Origin of the sequence: Bacillus sp. FSL K6-1005, from assembly GCF_038000225.1 — a bacterium.
GTDB classification, from domain to species: Bacteria; Bacillota; Bacilli; order Bacillales; family Bacillaceae; genus Bacillus; species Bacillus mojavensis.
Window position 1 is genome coordinate 951,922 of the sequence record NZ_JBBOBP010000001.1, and the last position, 17,974, is coordinate 969,895.

Annotated in this window: 21 protein-coding genes and 4 pseudogenes; 10 read left to right on the forward strand and 15 right to left on the reverse strand. The window is 36.3% G+C overall.

Features of this window, described 5'->3' with window-relative positions:
• Positions 1-9: 9 nt before the first annotated feature.
• The 5 genes from nikC to NST16_RS04775 form a co-directional block, all read right to left on the reverse strand.
• Positions 10-840: a nickel ABC transporter permease subunit NikC gene (gene nikC / locus NST16_RS04755; protein ID WP_340884387.1), complete on the reverse strand. Its 831-nt coding sequence runs from the start codon at positions 838-840 to the stop codon at positions 10-12.
• Positions 837-1,781, reverse strand: a complete 945-nt coding sequence (gene nikB, locus NST16_RS04760) for a nickel ABC transporter permease subunit NikB (protein ID WP_340884389.1) — start codon at positions 1,779-1,781, stop codon at positions 837-839. Before nikB ends, nikC begins: the two co-directional genes overlap by 4 nt.
• 9 nt (positions 1,782-1,790) lie before the next feature.
• Positions 1,791-3,407 carry a nickel ABC transporter substrate-binding protein gene (gene nikA, locus NST16_RS04765; protein WP_340884391.1) on the reverse strand — a complete coding sequence of 539 codons (1,617 nt, stop codon included), beginning with the start codon at positions 3,405-3,407 and terminating at the stop codon, positions 1,791-1,793.
• Between the two features lie 837 nt (positions 3,408-4,244).
• Positions 4,245-4,334 (reverse strand): YjcZ family sporulation protein, encoded by a 90-nt coding sequence (locus tag NST16_RS04770; RefSeq protein ID WP_024122253.1) that lies wholly within the window; start codon positions 4,332-4,334, stop codon positions 4,245-4,247.
• 170 nt (positions 4,335-4,504) lie between these two features.
• Positions 4,505-4,621 (reverse strand): YjcZ family sporulation protein, encoded by a 117-nt coding sequence (locus tag NST16_RS04775; protein WP_010335054.1) that lies wholly within the window; start codon positions 4,619-4,621, stop codon positions 4,505-4,507.
• A gap of 797 nt (positions 4,622-5,418) precedes the next feature.
• Here NST16_RS04775 and NST16_RS04780 point away from each other — a divergent pair.
• Genes NST16_RS04780 through NST16_RS04790 form a run of 3 tightly spaced genes read left to right on the forward strand, consistent with a single transcriptional unit; the run spans position 5,419 to position 7,266 of the window.
• On the forward strand, positions 5,419-5,796 hold the full coding sequence (locus NST16_RS04780; protein ID WP_010335052.1) for a GntR family transcriptional regulator: 378 nt from the start codon (positions 5,419-5,421) through the stop codon (positions 5,794-5,796).
• Positions 5,796-6,656 (forward strand): ABC transporter ATP-binding protein, encoded by an 861-nt coding sequence (locus NST16_RS04785; RefSeq protein WP_286058278.1) that lies wholly within the window; start codon positions 5,796-5,798, stop codon positions 6,654-6,656. The genes NST16_RS04780 and NST16_RS04785 overlap by 1 nt, the downstream gene beginning before the upstream one ends.
• 1 nt (position 6,657) lies before the next feature.
• Entirely contained in the window at positions 6,658-7,266 is a 609-nt protein-coding gene (locus NST16_RS04790) for an ABC-2 transporter permease (RefSeq protein WP_326227305.1), read from the forward strand.
• Positions 7,267-7,408: 142 nt separating this feature from the next.
• Here NST16_RS04790 and NST16_RS04795 read toward each other — a convergent pair.
• Positions 7,409-7,501, reverse strand: a pseudogene (locus NST16_RS04795) (ImmA/IrrE family metallo-endopeptidase); the annotation flags it as partial.
• Here NST16_RS04795 and NST16_RS04800 point away from each other — a divergent pair.
• Positions 7,491-7,628, forward strand: a pseudogene (locus tag NST16_RS04800) (XtrA/YqaO family protein); the annotation flags it as partial. The pseudogenes NST16_RS04795 and NST16_RS04800 overlap by 11 nt on opposite strands.
• 11 nt (positions 7,629-7,639) lie before the next feature.
• Here NST16_RS04800 and NST16_RS04805 read toward each other — a convergent pair.
• A complete protein-coding gene (locus tag NST16_RS04805) occupies positions 7,640-7,906 on the reverse strand; it encodes a hypothetical protein (RefSeq protein WP_168748304.1) in 267 nt (88 codons plus the stop codon).
• A 263-nt stretch (positions 7,907-8,169) separates the two neighbouring features.
• Here NST16_RS04805 and NST16_RS04810 point away from each other — a divergent pair, with 263 nt between their 5' ends.
• Positions 8,170-8,406 (forward strand): ribonuclease domain-containing protein, encoded by a 237-nt coding sequence (locus NST16_RS04810; protein WP_445684606.1) that lies wholly within the window; start codon positions 8,170-8,172, stop codon positions 8,404-8,406.
• Positions 8,372-8,647, forward strand: coding sequence for a barstar family protein (locus NST16_RS04815; protein WP_340884405.1), 276 nt, complete (start codon positions 8,372-8,374; stop codon positions 8,645-8,647). Before NST16_RS04810 ends, NST16_RS04815 begins: the two co-directional genes overlap by 35 nt.
• A gap of 46 nt (positions 8,648-8,693) precedes the next feature.
• On the opposite strand, the pseudogene NST16_RS04820 reads toward NST16_RS04815, so the two are convergent.
• Positions 8,694-8,952 (reverse strand): annotated as a pseudogene (locus NST16_RS04820) (ImmA/IrrE family metallo-endopeptidase); the annotation flags it as partial.
• A 239-nt stretch (positions 8,953-9,191) separates the two neighbouring features.
• Here NST16_RS04820 and ant(6) point away from each other — a divergent pair.
• On the forward strand, positions 9,192-10,046 hold the full coding sequence (gene ant(6), locus NST16_RS04825) for an aminoglycoside 6-adenylyltransferase (RefSeq protein WP_340884408.1): 855 nt from the start codon (positions 9,192-9,194) through the stop codon (positions 10,044-10,046).
• Positions 10,047-10,140: 94 nt separating this feature from the next.
• On the opposite strand, the gene NST16_RS04830 is transcribed toward ant(6), so the two are convergent.
• From NST16_RS04830 to NST16_RS04840, 3 genes are all read right to left on the reverse strand, one after another.
• Positions 10,141-10,455 (reverse strand): hypothetical protein, encoded by a 315-nt coding sequence (locus tag NST16_RS04830; RefSeq protein WP_326227301.1) that lies wholly within the window; start codon positions 10,453-10,455, stop codon positions 10,141-10,143.
• A gap of 338 nt (positions 10,456-10,793) precedes the next feature.
• On the reverse strand, positions 10,794-11,321 hold the full coding sequence (locus NST16_RS04835; RefSeq protein ID WP_003237203.1) for a PadR family transcriptional regulator: 528 nt from the start codon (positions 11,319-11,321) through the stop codon (positions 10,794-10,796).
• Positions 11,318-12,160: a sialate O-acetylesterase gene (locus NST16_RS04840; protein WP_340888274.1), complete on the reverse strand. Its 843-nt coding sequence runs from the start codon at positions 12,158-12,160 to the stop codon at positions 11,318-11,320. Before NST16_RS04840 ends, NST16_RS04835 begins: the two co-directional genes overlap by 4 nt.
• 456 nt (positions 12,161-12,616) lie before the next feature.
• On the opposite strand from NST16_RS04840, the gene NST16_RS04845 reads away from it, so the two are divergent.
• On the forward strand, positions 12,617-13,018 hold the full coding sequence (locus NST16_RS04845; RefSeq protein ID WP_340884412.1) for a hypothetical protein: 402 nt from the start codon (positions 12,617-12,619) through the stop codon (positions 13,016-13,018).
• Between the two features lie 67 nt (positions 13,019-13,085).
• Here NST16_RS04845 and NST16_RS04850 read toward each other — a convergent pair whose 3' ends face one another.
• Entirely contained in the window at positions 13,086-13,445 is a 360-nt protein-coding gene (locus NST16_RS04850) for a hypothetical protein (RefSeq protein WP_340884415.1), read from the reverse strand.
• A gap of 59 nt (positions 13,446-13,504) precedes the next feature.
• Between NST16_RS04850 and NST16_RS04855 the strand changes: the two are divergent.
• Positions 13,505-13,722: pseudogene (locus NST16_RS04855) on the forward strand (hypothetical protein); the annotation flags it as partial.
• A 144-nt stretch (positions 13,723-13,866) separates the two neighbouring features.
• Here NST16_RS04855 and NST16_RS04860 read toward each other — a convergent pair.
• The 3 genes from NST16_RS04860 to NST16_RS04870 form a co-directional block, all read right to left on the reverse strand.
• Entirely contained in the window at positions 13,867-14,319 is a 453-nt protein-coding gene (locus tag NST16_RS04860; RefSeq protein ID WP_340884418.1) for an SMI1/KNR4 family protein, read from the reverse strand.
• Between the two features lie 11 nt (positions 14,320-14,330).
• Complete coding sequence (locus tag NST16_RS04865; RefSeq protein WP_326326536.1) at positions 14,331-14,531, reverse strand: HNH endonuclease; 201 nt, start codon at positions 14,529-14,531, stop codon at positions 14,331-14,333.
• A gap of 67 nt (positions 14,532-14,598) precedes the next feature.
• Positions 14,599-16,185 carry a ribonuclease YeeF family protein gene (locus NST16_RS04870; protein WP_340884420.1) on the reverse strand — a complete coding sequence of 529 codons (1,587 nt, stop codon included), beginning with the start codon at positions 16,183-16,185 and terminating at the stop codon, positions 14,599-14,601.
• 185 nt (positions 16,186-16,370) lie between these two features.
• Here NST16_RS04870 and NST16_RS04875 point away from each other — a divergent pair, with 185 nt between their 5' ends.
• The gene (locus NST16_RS04875) at positions 16,371-17,498 is read left to right on the forward strand and encodes a response regulator aspartate phosphatase (RefSeq protein ID WP_010335040.1); all 1,128 of its coding nucleotides are present in this window, start codon (positions 16,371-16,373) and stop codon (positions 17,496-17,498) included.
• The last annotated feature ends 476 nt before the right edge of the window (positions 17,499-17,974 follow it).

Here is a 17,974-nt window from a genome sequence, read left to right on the forward strand (position 1 = left end):
TCCTTTTTATCATCGACGTTTGACTCCGTATTTTTCTGATAAGCTTTCGCCCAATAAATTGAACGTTACAACCACAATCATGATCATCATCCCTGGATAAATCATCAACTCAGGGTTCGTCCGGATATACGATTTACCTTCATGAATCATCGCTCCCCATTCCGCAGCCGGTGGCTGGACGCCTAATCCAAGAAACGACATAGCGGATATGTCCATAATGGCCCAGCCCATTTCCAATGTACCCATGACAACGAGGGGAGGGAGCACATTAGGTATGATATGTTTTTTCAGAATCTTCCATTGTGATGACCCATTGATTTGTGCGGCTTTTATAAAGTTCTTCTCTTTCAGACTAAGCACCATTCCTCTAAAGATTCTCGCATAATAGACCCATTGCACAAGCATCAGGGCAAGAATGACTTGAGGAAGTCCAGGTCCGAATATGCCCACTAGACCAAGAACTAAAATTAAGTTCGGAAAGGCCATCACACCATCACAACATCTCATTAACAGATGATCAATCCATCCGCCTTTATATCCCGAAATCGTACCGACGATGAGACCGATCACAAGTGAGGAAATAAAAATGAGCACTGCAAATCCCAAAGAAATTCGTGTTCCGTACAAAAGGCGGGATAAGTTGCATCTTCCTAAATGATCAGTTCCTAAAGGGAACTCCAAGGATGGAGGGTGCAGCTTATATGCCAAATGAACAGCAACAGGGTTATTCGGCGCAATCCAAGGGGCAAATACAGCGATGAGAAATAGAATTGATAATATGATAATACATGCCGTTATCACTTTTTGACTTTTACATATCATGCGTATGCTTGTGATCATCGATACTGCCCTTCTTTCCTGGAAATGCGCGGATCAATATACATTTGAATGAGATCAACGATTAAGCTACTCAATATAAAAAATGTGGCGGCTATGAACACATAGCATTGAATGACAGGGATGTCACGATTGAAAATGGCTTCAATAAAATAACGGCCAAAGCCAGGCCAAGAAAAAACCACTTCAACAATAATGGTTCCGGTGAGAAGTTTGCCAAGATTCATTCCTAGGCCTGTAATCATCGGAGAAATGGCCATTTTCAATACATGCTTAGCCATAATGCTTTTATTCTTCAAGCCTCTGATTTTTGCGTATTGTACATATGGTTCTTGCAGGTTTTCTATAACACTGGCGCGCAAAAGTCTTGTATACATTGCAATTAAAGGAAGCGCCAGCGTCAATGACGGCAGTACGAGGTGCTGCCATGTCCCAAATCCTTCTACTGGAAAAAGATCTAATTGAACTGAAAAGAAAAAAACCAACATATATCCTAACCAAAAAGTCGGAATGGATGCCCCGAAAAAGGAAATGAAGCGACTGATATGATCAATTGCGCGATTTCTTTTCATTCCCGCAAAGAAGCCGAGAGGCACACTGACAACCACCGCGATCAATAAACTACCAAGCGCAAGTTCGATCGTTGCTGGCATTCGGAGTGTAACCTCGTCCCAAACCGGCTTATTCGAAACATAAGAAATGCCGAAATCGAATTGGCATTTCTTCAAAATAGAGTTTACATATTGATTAAAGAATGGTTGATCTAAGCCAAACTCATGTCTTTTTTGCTCTAGGATGTCATCGGTTGGCTGGATATGCGCTGCGGCTACATACGCTTCAGCCGGGTCAACCGGTGAGAGTTGAATCATTCCAGTTGTCAGAAGTGTAGCTAAAAGAAACACTGGTATGATGGACATGATTCGTTTCAATATATAGATGCCCATAAAAGCCTCCTACTGCTTAATGCGAATACCTGTAAATGGATGTTCATCACGGTTGGCAGGGAAAGTAAAGTCTGTAATATTCTTTTGGTAGATCGCTGTCTTTTTTATATAAGAGATCGGAACGATGGCTCCCTGATCTTGAAGGGAAGTTAAAATAGATGAGTAAAGATGTTGACGCTCTTTTTTATCAGTTGTTTCAGGAACTTTTGCCATCTGCTTCAATAGCTCATCCTTGTTTGGATATGCCGAAATCGCTTCATTAAATCCAAATCCTTTTGACGCGACAATGTTTACAAATGTATACGGATCATAAGGTGCGCCATAGTTGCTAAAGAAGTTCATATCAAATTCATTCGCTTTGAACCGTTTAACCTGAGTCGCCAATTCTACTCCTTCAAGATTCAACTTCACCCCGATCGCTGCCCACTCTGCTTGCAGCGTTTCTGCCATTGCTTTTTGAATGGATTCCGCTGAATCATACATTAAACTAAATTCAAGAGGCTTTCCGTCTTTCTCTCGCACCGTCTTGCCATTCGGAAGCTTCCAGCCTGCTGCATCTAATAACGCTCCCGCTTTTTCCGCATCATATTTCACTGGCTTTACATCAATATCAGACGTGTATGGTAAGGTTGTCGGCAAAATATAATCTGCTTTTTCTTCTAATCCGGAGGTAATGCCTTCCACCATGGCGTCTTTATTAAAACCATAGTGCAGGGCTTGGCGAACACGTTCATCAGAAAGCTGTTCTTTTTTTGTATTCATGACAAGCTGTCTCGTCGCCACCGGTTCGGAAAGGCTTGTTTCATATTGACCTGTCGATTGCAGCTGCTTATATGCATCCAAACTGATGACGCCTTCACCGTAAATTAAGTCCAGTTCACCTTTTTCAAATGCAAGTACTCTTGTTTCTGCATCTGGGATGACTTTCACCTTGATTTTCTCGACTTTAGGCTTTTCACCCCAATAATTTTCATTGCGTTTAAAAATCGCATATTCATCGGTTTTATGCTCTTCCAATACCCATGGGCCCGTCCCGACCGGTTTTGCTACACCTTTTGATGTATCGCCATCCTTAGGGAACCCAGCCTCACCTAAAAACCGAACAGGCCGTACAACTGCAAGCTCCTGAATGGTTGGATAATATGATTCATTCAGTGTCAATTGAAATGTATGATTATCGATCACTTTTGTTTGAGCTATTTTTGTAATAAATCCTAACCAGCTATGTAACTCAGGATGTTTTAAAATGGAGTCAAAATTCTTTTTCACGATTTTTGCATTAAATGTTGTCCCATCAGAAAATGTTACATTCTTACGCAAATGAAACGTATACACTTTGCCGTCATGAGATATATCCCAAGACTCAGCTAAATGCGGTTTAAGCTTTCCGCCCGCTTCATAAGAGACCAAAGGCTCGTACACCATTGACTGCGTAAACAATTGGGAAGGATTATAGACATGTGGGTTTATTTCTCCTATATCTCTAGGCCAAGCAATTGTGACCATATTGTGAGGAGCTTTCTTCTCTGTTTGTCCTGCATTTGTACATCCTGCTAATAAAATAGAAAAGATGAGTATCGATATGAAAGTAAATTTAATTTTCAAACGAATCTTCCCGCTAAGCATCTGTATTTCCCCCTAATTGATGTTGATAATCATTTTCATTTTAAGGAGGCAGCATACCCTTGTCAATGTAAGAATATAGGTATTGTTTTGGAACCTGATGTTCTGCCAACGGCAGTGGGCAGTAATCGCAACAAAAACAAGTAATTGATTTCGAAAAGGGTAACAAGTAATCCTTCGAATAATTAAGATGCAACCGACTTAACATAACCAGAACAGGAAAAATTGTCATATTTTACTATCTTTTGATAGTGGAGAAGATCTCTCCGAAAACTCCAATAGAATTGAAAGAGAAAGAACAGAAAACTATTATACGCTGAAATAAAGTAGAGAAAGGACATCTCCTGCGGGGAGCTTTTTAATACAGAGGAGTTGAAAGAACTGAGTCAAATTAATGTACTTCTAAGATTTTCACAGGGAGGGGTGCTTAGTGTATTCTTTAACTTTAGTTTGACCAATTGTAGTGATTTATTATCTGGGCCATATTTGCAGGCAATGATCCTAGTCGAAGCGGTCAAACTGTAATAGCCGTAAACAAGATTATTTATTGAATTATTGATCTTTGTAACTTTTTTTGTTTTATATTGCTACACTATATAACTTCAGCTGAGCGTATAAAAGGGCTCTGGATCAATATGAATGATGTAAGGTAAAACTGTGGACGTTTTAAAAAAGCTCATAGAGTTTCAGAAAGATGAAGATTTGTAATTTATATTTCCCTGGTACAGAAACTTTGTCAGCATAAGGTGAGGTAATCACATTACAAAACGCCATAAAGATTTCTTATGGCGTTTAGCCGAACAGGGAGTGCTGCTACGGAGGAGTTAGTCTAGATTTAACTTAATATCTAAAGAAAGCTGCTCCGACAATGATTAACAAGATGAATAACACCACGATTAACGCGAAGGAACTACCGTAACCATTAGACATATTGCCACCTCCTTTAGTGAGGATAGTATAAGATATGCCAAACGATAGTTTTCGACATAGATTTACGTCTAAATAAGAAGAAATGAATTTTTTGTCTAAAAAACAAATTTAAACGCCATAAAAGTTTCTTATGGCGTCAAACAGAACAGGGTGGTACTCCTGCATATCGGTTAAATAGGAACGCCTTCTGGATAGCCTCCGAAGAAAGCTGCTCCAACAATAATTAGTAAGATGAATAGCACCACGATTAATGCGAAGGAGCTACCACAACCATTTGAGTATCCCATATGTCCACCTCCAGTAAAAAAGGATAGTACATGATATGCGGGTCGAGTTCCTTTGAAAGGGATGCTAGTTGAAATGAAATTTAAAATGATACTTTAGTCTAAATTGAAATAGAGATCATTATTAGGCAAGTATTGTCCACATCGGATCTTGCCAGAGTTAAGGCTGCCATAGAAGCAGAATGGAAGGCGCCGGGCGGGAAATCAGGCTCAAGCCAAACAAGTGCGGCCAAGAAAAAAGACCATTAAGCCCAAGCAGCAAACAAGATAAAGGAGCGAACAATACCGATATAGACGGCATTTATGGAACGAAAACGAAATCGGAAATTGAGTCTCTCTTGAAATAACCAGGAGAAAATACGTCGGCACACAATTATATACCTGCTCATTTTTATATGCACCTCTACTTGGATATTATGTTCTAGGTAGGGGGCTTATTTTTGTTTGTATATCTCAGGCTATTACACTCCTTAAAGAAAACTTTTGCTCATGGAAACTACATTAATGTTGCACATTATTAAAAATTTTATCCTAATTCTTATGTAATAAGTGATTCTTTCTGATTTGGAGTGTATGCATAATTAGCAATTTAATTATAAATTGTGAAGAAATAAACCTTCTAAACTATCTCTCGTTGTCTTGGCAATGATTCCTGCACCTTACAAGTGATGAAGCATTATAGCCCTACACTTAACCAAAGGATAAACTCGAAGGATTGGATTAAAAAAGAGTTGTAATCTGATATTAATTTGGGTATATTGTATATAAAGTATATATACAATATGATAGCGGGGTTTTATATGCAAATTATCATTTCCAATCATTCAAAAGAACCTATTTATGAGCAAATTTATACTCAAATTAAAAAACATATTTTGACCAATGAATTACAAGCAGGGCAATCCTTACCTTCAATGCGACAGTTAGCGAAGGATTTGGATATAAGTGTTATTACAACAAAACGTGCCTATGAGGAACTGGAGAAGAACGGATTCATATATTCGGTTGTTGGGAAAGGTTCTTTTGTATCGGAGCAGGACAGTGAGATGATGAAAGAGAGAAAAATGAAGGTAATTGAAGAGCAATTGTTGACGGCAATTCAAAACAGTAAAGAAATTGGCATCTCACTTACAGAATTAAAGGACATACTTACACTATTATATAGGGAGGAAGAATAGTGGAAAATGTTATTGAATTAAAACATGTGTATAAATCATTTGGTGATTTTCAACTAAAAGATATTTCAATGACAGTTAAAAAAGGATTTATAACTGGGTTTATTGGTGGTAATGGTGTTGGAAAATCTACAACGATTAAACTTATGATGAACTTATTGCAACCAGATAGCGGGTCAATATCAATATTTGGGCTAGATCATAAAAAACATGAAAAAGAGATTAAGCGACGGATTGGCTTTGTCTTTGATGAAAATATGTTCTACTCACACTTAACATTTGCGGAAATGAAGAAGATGATAAGGCCCTGCTATATGAATTGGGATGATAGCCTATTTAATTACTATGTTGAAAAATTTGAACTGCCGTTAAATAAAAAGATTAAATTATTTTCTAAAGGAATGATGATGAAAGCTTCTTTATCAATAGCCTTATCACATCATGCAGAGTTAATTATTATGGATGAACCTACATCGGGGTTAGACCCAATATTTCGCAGGGAGTTTCTAGATATACTACATAATATAATGCAAGATGGAAAGAAAACGATCTTCTTTTCTACTCATATAACAACAGATTTAGACCGTATTGCAGATTATATTACTTTTATTCATAATGGCGAGCATATTTTCACAAAGAAATCGTATCAAATTCAAGAAGAGTACGCCATTGTAAAAGGAGGCATGGAGCTATTAGACCGAGATACAGAACAGGAGTTCATCTCCATTCGGAAATCTAATGCTGGTTTTGAGGCATTAGCAGCCAATAAAGCACGTATAGAAGATGTGTTTGGTGACTTAGTTTTGATCGAAAAACCAACGATTGAAGAGCTGATGTTCTATACAAAGAAAGGGGCTAAGTAAGGTGTTTCACTTAATAAGAAAAGATATCATTTTACAAAAGAAATCTCTTATGATATTACTGCCTGCTTTATTTGTTTATTTAACGTTAAATATATCATATATCTGGTCAGGTTTTTTATTTAGTATTGTCATAATAATGAACGCTTTTTCAATGGATGAAAAAGCCCGAATAAATACTCTGCTGAATTCATTGCCTTATACACGAAGGGAAATTGTTAGTTCAAAGTACATTGGGGTACTTATTTTTACTTTGATTATAGTTTTTACAATTTTCATAGGGAACTTGATCATTCATAGAGAACTAACAACATGGATAGATCTAATGTTTATCGTATGCCTTGTGATGGTATCTGCTTCATTTATCTTTCCATTTAGTTATCAGTTTAACAGCCAATATTTGTTCAAAGGCTCACTTATCTTACTTGGTATTTATATGGTATTAGTTAATACCTTGTTCCGAAATTTGAATGATATAATCAGAGAATGTGTTCGAATATTATTATCATTACAAAATCTTAATATTTATTTCTTAATTCTGTTTTCGGTTATGATTTTATATGTTTGTTCTTGGCTTCTATCGATACGTATTTATAAAAATAAAGTATTTTAAAGGAAGGGTGTAGAATTCTACAGAAAGAGTTTTTTACTGATTGGTTTAACCATCCCTATTCTCATATGTTGCAAAAGGAACGGTATCTTAAATCAATGTTTTTTCATTTCGCGTAGATGCATGATGAGGATTTCATTATTAATTACAAAAGGGGGGAGCATAGATTTTCTCTCACTGATTGATTAAATAAATGCTGGGTCAGCTTCCTGTAATATATGTTCAAACGGGGTACTGCGCATGTCTTAGAAGCTCCTGAGCATGGCAGAACAGTGAACCAAACTGTAAAGGGCAGCTTTGCGCGGATTAATCATCAGATAGATTTGAAAAAACCCACTAAAATGTGGGTTCTTTGTATGCGCTAACGGGGGAATAACTATTCTTCATCTTCAAAAAAACCGAATAGTTTTTCTTCATCATATTCATATTTACGTCCTGGATTATCTGTATCTCTTTCGTGCTGTAAAAGAACTTTATAGTTTTTTCCCTTTGAAGATTCGTTTTCAGTAACACTTAGCACGGTTACTTTATCGTTCTCATATGTCTTTGCAAAAAGTCTAATCTCCTCAATTGTATCCTTTAAATCTGTTTCATCACCATTAAAAAAGTCTAAAGAAACTTCAGTTGTGTATTTTTCAATCATGGCTAGCTCCCTGCAAAAAATGTATTAGTTCTTAAAGAATAACGGAAAATCTAGTCAACAGCTATCACTGGATGGTGAAAGAGGTTCAACAGTTGGGGAGTACTCTATGGTTCAGCAACTCTAATGTAAAATCGGGGTGTTGCTCAGTATGGATGAGATGGCGATCAATGGCCGGTGCCGGAAAATTACATAAATAAAGGAGAAGCAAGAAAATTAGGAAAGCAAAAAAGGTAAATTTATCAAAAGTAGCACCGGGGAAAAGTATCGGGGGAGATATTTACAAAAACAGAGAAAAACGTCTTCCTGAAGCTAAAAATACAGTGTTGCGTGAAGCTGATATAAACTATATCACAGGTTACAGAGGGAATGTCAGATTACTCTATTCGAATGATGGATTAATATATAAAACAACAGATCATTCTAAAACGTTAGTTAAAAATATAATAATGGAGGACATAGTTTTTAATGAAAAAAATAATTGTAGATGGAAAAGATTTTGAAAATAAAGAAGGGTTACATAATGCATTAAAAGATAAATTAGACTTACCAGACTACTATGGGGAAAATTTAGATGCTTTATGGGATTGCCTTACAGGGTGGATAGAGTTGCCGCAAACTTTAGTTTGGAGATATTTTGAGTTTAGTAAAAAGTTTTTAGGTTCATACGCTGATGATACATTAGAAGTTTTACACGAGGCTCAAGAGGAATTAGAGGATGAGTTTAAAATAATAATAGAGTAGACTTTCTTTTTTGATTTTGTGAATTTGAAAAGAGTTGCTGGCATTGTTTTTTATCGCCTTCATGTCTATATATGGAAAAATCGCGCGAAATCATAGCATTGTTCAACTCGGCTTTTTCGGTTGTACAAGCATATATTATAAATTCTACTGTATTTTAGCGCGAAGCTTGTAACAGGTTTAAATGAGAGCCTGATATCTAAAGACTCGGAAATCCGTTCAAAATTAATTCGTTCAGGCTCTGTCATATCAATCTTCCTGTATAAGTTTTCAATCCAAACCTCTAAATGACTGTTTGTATACATCAAGATGAAAAACCTCCTTAAAGACGACAATCTAAAAATTGGATTCGTGAAATATTATAGGGAAAACTAAGACTTTTTTCACGGGGAAATGCATCTAAGAGTTTCTTGAAGAGCTGCTAAGTAATTAATGACAATAATCGATAATGAAAAGTGTTTGTTTCATAATTAGAGCCATATTCGGTTTTAGAGTTAGAGGTATTTAGGCTGCAAAAAGAAAAAGTTGAAACGGAGGAATACATGCAATGCGGAGTGAACAGATAATGATGGACATTTTTTTAGACTTTGCTTTGAATGATGAAAGAATCCGATTGGTAACTTTGGAAGGATCACGTACAAACAGAAATATTCTCCCCAACAACTTCCAAGACTATGACATTTCTTATTTTGTAACTGATATGGAATCTTTTAAAGAAAATGATCGGTGGCTTGAATTCTTTGGTACTCGGATTATGATGCAAAAACCCGAAGATATGGAACTTTTTCCTCCCGAATTAGGTAACTGGTTTTCATACATCATTCTTTTTGAGGATGGTAACAAATTAGATCTAACCCTTATTCCAATCAGTGAAGTAGAAGATTATTTTGCTAAGAACGATGGTTTGGTTGAGGTCTTGCTTGATAAGGATAATTTCATCAAAAATAAAGTAATCCCAAATGATCGTCAATATTGGATTAAAGAGCCTTCTGCAAGGGAATTTGATGATTGCTGTAATGAGTTCTGGATGGTTTCGACATACGTAGTAAAAGGATTAGCAAGAAAAGAAATACTTTTTGCAATTGACCATTTAAATGAGATTGTACGTCCTAATTTATTGAGAATGTTGGCATGGCATATTGCATCCCAGCAAGGGTATACATTTAGTATGGGGAAGAACTATAAATTTATTAACCGTTACCTTTCAAATAAAGAATGGGAAGAGCTAATGTCTACATATTCTATGAATGGGTATCAAGAAATGTGGAAGTCGTTATTTACTTGCTATGAATTATTTGGCAAATATTCAAAAGTTGTATCAAAAAGTCTTAGATATAAGTATCCAGATTATGAAAAAGTTATCACGAAGTATACGGAAAGTATTTATAACTCATTAAAATGAATGCATAAACCCGCCTCCTTAGCGGGAGGTTTTCTTGTGTACAAAGAAGAAATTAAACTAATGAAAAAAGAAGAGTCTATCATAATACTCTTCTCTAAATTGTTTCAGTCTTCATTTTTCCTTTCCTTACAAATACCATGATTCCAGGGATGATCATAAGTATAGCTGGTATTAAGTAAAACCAATCAATACATATAAGTCCTCCAACTCCTGAGATAAAAAGTAAAACACTGCTCAACTTTGGTTTGAATAAGACAACAATTGAAGCGGTAAACCCAACGCATGAAAAGATCAAAGATACCCATGCACCAACAAGGAGGTCGCTTGTCATTTCAAAGTATCTGATCAAATGAAAAAATAAATCAAGGTAGGCGATACCTAAAGCTAGAATAGATGCTACACCACCCAAAAGGCTCCCTATCAAACTTAAAAAAACTCAATGGTTCTCTTCACAATAAACGCTCCTTATGTAATCAGCAACTTCATTTTTATATATTAGAATATATAAGAAACATAAATGAGAAAGATAACGGTGTAAATCGTGGTTATTAATACGAAGGATTGAAAAAGAAGAACACGCAGCAGATTCACTTGCTCTTGTTGGGGGCAAGTGTTGACAATCCTATTACTGGTTTAATTAAAGAAGGAGTATAAAACCTGTATCAATGATGTTACTAGATATCTACGACACAGGTTTTATATTTAGGTAACTACATTTAACATTGCATTTTTTTATTATGCAATCGTTCACTCTATTTCTGCTTTCAATTTTTCGAACCACTCTAAATTAACCAAGTGATGTGAACGGGAATTTTCGTTCATACGGCGAAAGTAATTGATTGTGCCGGGAATTTCTTGAGTGATGGACAGGTATTCATCAAGGAGCTCGATTCGAGTTTTAGTCTGGTCGATTTGTGATTGAATCAGATCCAGTAATTTATTTTTGTCGAATTCATCGGCAAAGAGTAACGCCCCATAAAATTGCAGGTTCACATATTCCGATTTGGTGCCGTATTTGATCATTAATTTCTCGAATTCTGCCCTTCCCGATTCTGTGACTTTAAAGTTACGGATTTCACGCCCACTGGTTGAGGGTTTCTGCTGAATCTGTTCAATAAAACACTTTTCTTCAAGCTGCTGCAGATTGTAATAAAATGAACCTTTCGTGAAGTTAACAATGTATTTGTAATGACGTTTTTCCATTAAGGCCAGAAGTTCATAGCCGTGAGCTCCGGGATTTTGGATAAGCAAGCCAAGGATAAGTAAGGGAATTATGGTTTCATCACCTCCACCATCCGCGCCTCAAATTCCGCGTACGTGATTTTACCCGAAGCCAAATCCATACTATGAAGGTAAATCTGTTCTGTTTTAGAATAGTCACCATTCACTTTTAGTGATTGCTCCTCTCCCGAAATGGGTTTCAGGATATGGTGCTTTTTCGAAAAAGCCTCGAAATAGCGGTAACCGAATTTGCGTTGTGAAACTGCGTCTAAATGAATGCCATCAGGATTCGCAGTCAAACCTGCTGCAGTAACAAAATAACAATTCTGTTGTTCATTAGCAAAACGCAGTAATTGTTCATTAACCTGTCGAAACTCAGTCGCGTGCTGCCCAAAACCGGTCTTCCCAAGAAAGTCACCAAGCCCTCCAATAATTAACGGTACCTCATCAAGTTTCAACTCGTTTCTTAGCGTCTCGATGATAAAAGTTAATTTCTCGTAATACGTTTCATGTAGCGAACGATAACTGTCACTCTCACCTTGGTGCCAAAGGATTCCACAAATTTGACTGGACCGCAGGGCGAAGCGGGCTTCGGACAAAGCATGCTGAAAAAGGACGCCTTCCGGATGCCAGTCATTCAATGAACTGCCACCTTCCGCACAAGGGATCAAGCCAATTTCTTCATCGGGATGAGCTTTCGACCATGCATCTGCAAAAGATGCCGCCAGGCCAACGCCGGAAACCGGACGGTCGTAATTAATCGGCTCTGTCATCATCTGCCACTGTCCATTGCGCAGCATTTTTATTTTTTCATTATAGATAGGGTCTACTTCATTCAAAAATCCACGGCCCGCCATATTCGACTGCCCCAACATTAAAAAAGACTTTATCATCTCATTTTTCACTTCTTTACATCAATATTTTAGTCTAATTAGACTATAGCCAATTCAGTTTGTCTTGTAAAGTTTTAATAAGGTTTTACTTTTATTATTAGTGTGTATGAAAAACAAACTAACATTGAAAATTTGGTGGATGTATTTGAGAAATAGCAAGTTCTTTTGCTTTTTCTTATCCAACTATCGGGGGCTTTAGTTCAATAACGTTCTTCCACAATCGGGCACGATTATTGAACAAGAACTAAAGGAGTGATACATATTGGTTATGTATAATATGTATTACTCCTTATTTTTTATGGCTTTTTTTGATTTAGGTCTTGATAAACAATGAAAAAACAACAAAAACCCTGTCATGTAAGGGTTTCTATGAGGTTCAAAATCATTTTTCATAGGAAATACGTTCAATGATGGGGGTATACCCCAAATGAAATGGATTGTTAAAAAGGGAGGGCTATGTTGAAGGGGTTAAATATCAATAAAAAATTTTTAAAAAGGTTAATGATTGTACCAATTCTATTCATTTGTTATGTTTTATTTTTAAATCCTGAAGTTATACTTGAAGAGCAATGTCCTAATAAGCCTTATAGTGTAACAATCGTAAAGCACGGGACAGGTATATTTGACAAGAAAATTGTTCTAATATATTACAAGATCAACGGAAAAACAGTAGCTGTTGGGGGTTTGGCGTTTTTTGAGAGTTTGGGCAGAAATATAGATGTTACTTGGGATACGAACACTGATGATGGAACTTGGTGGATAGATAAAAGTGTACATTTAACCATGACCTATGCTAAAAATTTTAAGGGGGATTTAGACAAGAAAGATATTGATTTTGATTTTGGTATTGTCCAATAATAATGAAGCAGTTTATTTAAAATAGGAATTAAAAGAACCGCAAGTCGCGGTTCTTTTGTGTTCAGATTTAAACTGACTTAGGAGCGGTTTTTTCTTTCCTTACAAATACCATGATTCCAGAAATGATCATAAGTACTGCTGGTATTAAGTAGAACCAATCAATACAGATAAGTCCTCCAATCCCTGAGATAAAAAGTAAAACACTGCTCAACCTTGGTTTGAATAAGACAACAATTGAAGCGGTAAACCCAACGCATGAAAAGATCAAAGATCCCCATGCCCCTACAAGGAGGTCGCTTGTCATTTCAAAGTATCTGATCAAATGAAAAAATAAATCAAGGTAAGCGATACCTAAAGCTAGGATGGATGCTACAACACCGAATAGGCTCCCTGTCAAACTTAAAAAAAACTCAATGGTTCTCTTCACAATAAACGCTCCTAATGTAAGTATTTACTTTCTTAGCTCTTTAATTTATGTGAATTGAATTGGTAACAATAGAAGAAAGGCTTGACAACTTAGAGGAAAAGTCCAAAAATAGGTATTTCAACTGAAATTAGTTCAACAATTAGCAGCTGATTATAATCGGTTTTGCTTATTTGATCAAATTTCGGCCTATGATTTAAGTGAAAAACAATGTCATGGATTAAGAAAGTTAACAAGCAAGTACACTGATAAACTTAAAAATGGTGAAGAGGTCTCTCTTCCATAACCTTAAAGAAATAATTAATTAATTCTTTATATTTATTATCCTTTCATTTTTACACCGATTTAAAGCCCTCTCATAACGAGAAGGGCTTTCCATCTTTTGATACTCTCTACTCAAAAAGAAGGGAAAGGCTTTATCCGTTTATCCCTCGTATAGTTTATTAATCAACTCTGTAAATGAATCACAAACATAGCTAATGGAACTTTCCTTATCTTCATAAGCGATCTCATGATCCCAAAAAACAATTACGGGTTTTTGAGGAGACATTCTGTAATCAAAACAAAAGAGGTTTCCCCCTGCATCTGTAGCAAAAGGTATGATCTTATCAACTAACCGGTCTTTAACATTATCAATTGTACTAAGGAGATCAATTGGCCGAGTAGGATCTCCTATGCTCAGTAAATTGTTGATTGATTCTCGAGAATCTTGGAATAAAACAACTTTTTTATCTATAGGGGAACATCCATTATGGTCTTTAATGAATTCTTTGTAATCTGTCGGGAACTTGATTTTTAATTTCTCTTCTACCTCTTTGATCTGACTGTTTGTCGCCTCTTGAAAGGTGCTTCGTTTCCTCCATTTAATACTTTGCATTGGTTAACCTCCTATTTCTCATCTTTCCCCCAAATTTTATATCCGCCAGTGTGACCTGTTTTAGCATGAATTACTCGGTCCACTAGCTCCATTTTTCCAGGAGTTTGATGGTGGTGCCATGTGTATTTCTCTGGTGTTATTCCATCTTGAAGATCAAGTAAATCATCTTCGTTCAAATCAAGCTTTTTAATCAATGATGGGTCTTCTTCAATCTGCTTATATAATTTTTTATTTAATTTGTCAAAATGCTGGTCTCTACTTTTTTAAAAGTCGTCTTTATCAAGTGTGAGTGTATGCTTTGATTCGAAATATTGGAAATCCATCTTTATCATAGGGAACTTTTGTTACTGGGTGGACATCATTTTTCAAGTGACCCATTCTTAAGTTAACAGTCGTTGGTTTACCCGCACTGTTTTCGTACGTGTATGGTGCAGCTTTAACAAATTGATCATGTTTGGATTGTATTGCTTTTTTTAATATAGACGTATTCTTTACATTATGAGTATTCTCAATATCTTCTACAATTCCTACAAGTGCAGGTTCATATCTGTTTTTAAAAAAGGGATTAGTCAGGTTGGTTCCTTTTGTAATTCCTTTATTCACATGAGAAGTTGCTGCTCCACCTTCAACCACTTTACCTACTTTAGAAAGCTTGGTAGTGGTTTGCACTGCGGCACCCGCACCTTTTGGACCAACGATATTACCGACCGCATAACTGATATAATGTGCTCTTGTGTATGCATCGCCATTTATCATTTTATCATTCCATGAATCGGCGATGTTTGTCCAGATTATTTTTGGATAAGAGGGAACGCTTAAGACTGTTGTAATTGTTTTTGTAAGTTTTAATTCCATAGGAAGCTGTGAATATTCCCAGGCTCCTACAACCAAGTCTTTGATGCCATATATCGTATCGTCAATCGTATCGTTAATCCCATCATTAACACCATCGATGATATCAAATGCTGTCTTACCGACATTGATGACACTTTCACCGACGGCCTCCAGCTGTTTTGCTTGTTCAAGCTGTACCACATACTGTAACTGTGCAGGTTCAAGGTTCTCATACCCGATCTTCTTCGCAATTTCTAAATACTCATCTGGATCTGAGATACCATTCGCAAGCTTTTTCTTTAAGTCTTTTATCTCGCGTTCTTTTTCTTCTTTCTTTTTAATCGTCAAATAAGCCTCTGTACGCTTCTCAATATCACCTTTTTTCTTATGTATATCACTCTCACGATATGCCTTAGCGTTGTAGTGAATGGGTGTAGCGTTTTTGCCTTTGCCCGTTGCTTCTTGGAGCTTTTGGAAATCTGACTTGATGAATTGTTCATTTGGTTCTGAGAGACCATATTCTGTCAGTAAATCTTCGTCAAGGTCACCTAGTTTTTCAATTGTTTTTTTGCGTTTGTCATTGGCATCCGCAAGCTCATTCTTGAAGGTTTCTGTTGAAAACAGGTCGAGCGGGAGGATGTCGTCAATGTCGTTTAGGATATCTTTCATGGCTTTTTTCTGTTCAGACATAATCGACTTTGATTTTTTATGAGCGTTAGCCAGCTCATGTTCTAGAAAAGATTCTTCAATATAAGCATCAGAGAGACCTTTGTCCTCGACAGCGCCAGCCATGCTGTTAAAGAATGCGATTTTCATGTCAATGTAGTCGATCCATTGATCAGTGACACCAACATGATCGTGATAGAATGCTTTAATGTTATTAGCGCCTTTACCAGAGAATTCGCTGTCATCCAGTTCAGCGACGCTTTGTAAAGCTTTTCTCAAGTTGACCATTAGCGTCCTTAAATCTTTATATTCTTTGGCGCGGTCTGTAGCTTCAGACATAAGGGTTTTAGCTTCAAAGACTTTCATAATCATACCCTCTCATTTAATTGTATAACAAAATATTACCATGGAAGAAAGAAGAAGCGGACTTAAAATTATCTTGATTGACCATATCAAAGATACCGAATAAAAAGTTTGCGGTTTTTTTGCGGTCTAAACACTTTTTGGAAATGTTAGAATATTACATAAAAAGACATAAAAGGAGGGGTCCTGTGAATCCGGTTTTATCATCGTCAGAAGTTGGCGTAAAGATCAATGAATGGTATAAAATGATACGTCAATTTAGTGTCCCGGATGCAGAGATTTTAAAGGCAGAGGTGGAGCAAGAAATCCAACGGATGGAGGAAGATGAGTATTTACTCATTTACTTCTCCCTAATGAAATTCCGTCATCAGCTCATGTTAGATTATTTGGAACCCGTAACAACACGTATAAGACCAACTATTGACGAACTTCTTGAAAAAATTGAGACTTCAAATAAAGGCATATCTGGCCTGTTGTCGTATTATTCTCTGTTTTTCAGAGGGATGTACGAGTTTGATAAGAAGCAATACATGAAAGCTATCTACTATTATAGAGAAGCTGAAAAGCAGCTTATACATGTCCCTGATGAGATCGAAAGGGCAGAGTTTCATTTTAAGTTAGCTGAAGCATATTATGGTATGAAGCAAAGTCATGTGTCTATGCATCACGTTAAACAAGCATTGGATATTTATAATCAATATGAACTTTATAAGGTGCGAAAAGTTCAATGTATGTTTGTTATCTCAGGGAATTATACTGATTTTAAACATTACGAAAAAAGTCAGCCGCATCTTGAAAAGGCATTAGCGTTATCTAGGGAATTGAATAACAAAAGGTTGATTAGTTCTGCACTATATAATTTAGGCACTAATTTTGCTGACAGTGGTGATTACGAGCAGGCGGAAGTATACATAAAGCAATCAGTGGAGATTACAGAAAAAGAAAAACTCACAAACTTGCCACATTCTTTATTTTCTTATGCAAAAATCCTTTTTAAACAAGGAAAAATGAATGAGGCTATCCAAGTAAGTAAGAAAGGTTTGTCAGCAGCTCTTTATCAAGGTGATGAACTTTTCGCAAAATTACAGGGATATTTAAATGCTCTTTATGTCGATGCAGTGGATCAACAAGGTGTTAATAAAACCATAGAATACTTAGAAAGGAATAAAAACTATTCATATATTGAAGACATTGCCTGTGAGACCGCAGCTGCTTACGCAAACTCAAAAGAATTTGAAACATCCTATGTATATCATCAGAAAATGCTTGAGACTCAAACACAAATTCAAAGGGGAGAATGCCTGTATGATTTTTAAAAAGAAGGTATGCCTAATCCTGGGTTTGTCACTTGTTTTAGTGTGTGGTTTCGGATCTTTAACAGAAAATCAAACTCAAAACACATTTCATATTGCCTCTGATCGTTTTCAAACTTGATAATACTACCCTAAACCTCCTTCATAAATGGAGGTTTTTTTATTTGATATTAACAGAAACAATGGAATCAAATGCGATATAATTAGTCCCCCCTTTAAATCCTTGAGGCATAACCTTACTTTTGGGGAGAGAAAAAGCAATAGGGCACGCAATAACTTTTTGGTTCTCCAGGAAATCTCTCAGATGGGAATTAAGTGGTTTCAGGATCCCAATCATGCAAAAAGACGCCATCTTATAAAAGAATAACGCCCGATTGTTGAATATCTTATCTTTCTAACTCAATGAAATACATTTAAAGTAATTTTGAGGCATGGCTGACCAATAACACTAGCTGCCCGGAATTAAACGAATCCCCTTC

What these genes read in the sequence shown, in the direction of transcription:
- nikB (WP_340884389.1), bottom strand. Translation starts at nt 1,781, where the DNA reads ATGGGCATCTATATATTGAAACGAATCATGTCCATCATACCAGTGTTT.
- NST16_RS04775 (WP_010335054.1), bottom strand. Translation starts at nt 4,621, where the DNA reads ATGGGATACTCAAATGGTTGTGGTAGCTCCTTCGCATTAATCGTGGTG.
- NST16_RS04860 (WP_340884418.1), bottom strand. Translation starts at nt 14,319, where the DNA reads ATGCAAAGTATTAAATGGAGGAAACGAAGCACCTTTCAAGAGGCGACA.
- NST16_RS04870 (WP_340884420.1), bottom strand. Translation starts at nt 16,185, where the DNA reads ATGAAAGTCTTTGAAGCTAAAACCCTTATGTCTGAAGCTACAGACCGC.
- NST16_RS04780 (WP_010335052.1), top strand. Translation starts at nt 5,419, where the DNA reads ATGCAAATTATCATTTCCAATCATTCAAAAGAACCTATTTATGAGCAA.
- nikC (WP_340884387.1), bottom strand. Translation starts at nt 840, where the DNA reads ATGATCACAAGCATACGCATGATATGTAAAAGTCAAAAAGTGATAACG.
- NST16_RS04840 (WP_340888274.1), bottom strand. Translation starts at nt 12,160, where the DNA reads ATGATAAAGTCTTTTTTAATGTTGGGGCAGTCGAATATGGCGGGCCGT.
- NST16_RS04845 (WP_340884412.1), top strand. Translation starts at nt 12,617, where the DNA reads ATGTTGAAGGGGTTAAATATCAATAAAAAATTTTTAAAAAGGTTAATG.
- nikA (WP_340884391.1), bottom strand. Translation starts at nt 3,407, where the DNA reads ATGCTTAGCGGGAAGATTCGTTTGAAAATTAAATTTACTTTCATATCG.
- NST16_RS04770 (WP_024122253.1), bottom strand. Translation starts at nt 4,334, where the DNA reads ATGTCTAATGGTTACGGTAGTTCCTTCGCGTTAATCGTGGTGTTATTC.
- NST16_RS04815 (WP_340884405.1), top strand. Translation starts at nt 8,372, where the DNA reads ATGAAAAAAATAATTGTAGATGGAAAAGATTTTGAAAATAAAGAAGGG.
- NST16_RS04805 (WP_168748304.1), bottom strand. Translation starts at nt 7,906, where the DNA reads ATGATTGAAAAATACACAACTGAAGTTTCTTTAGACTTTTTTAATGGT.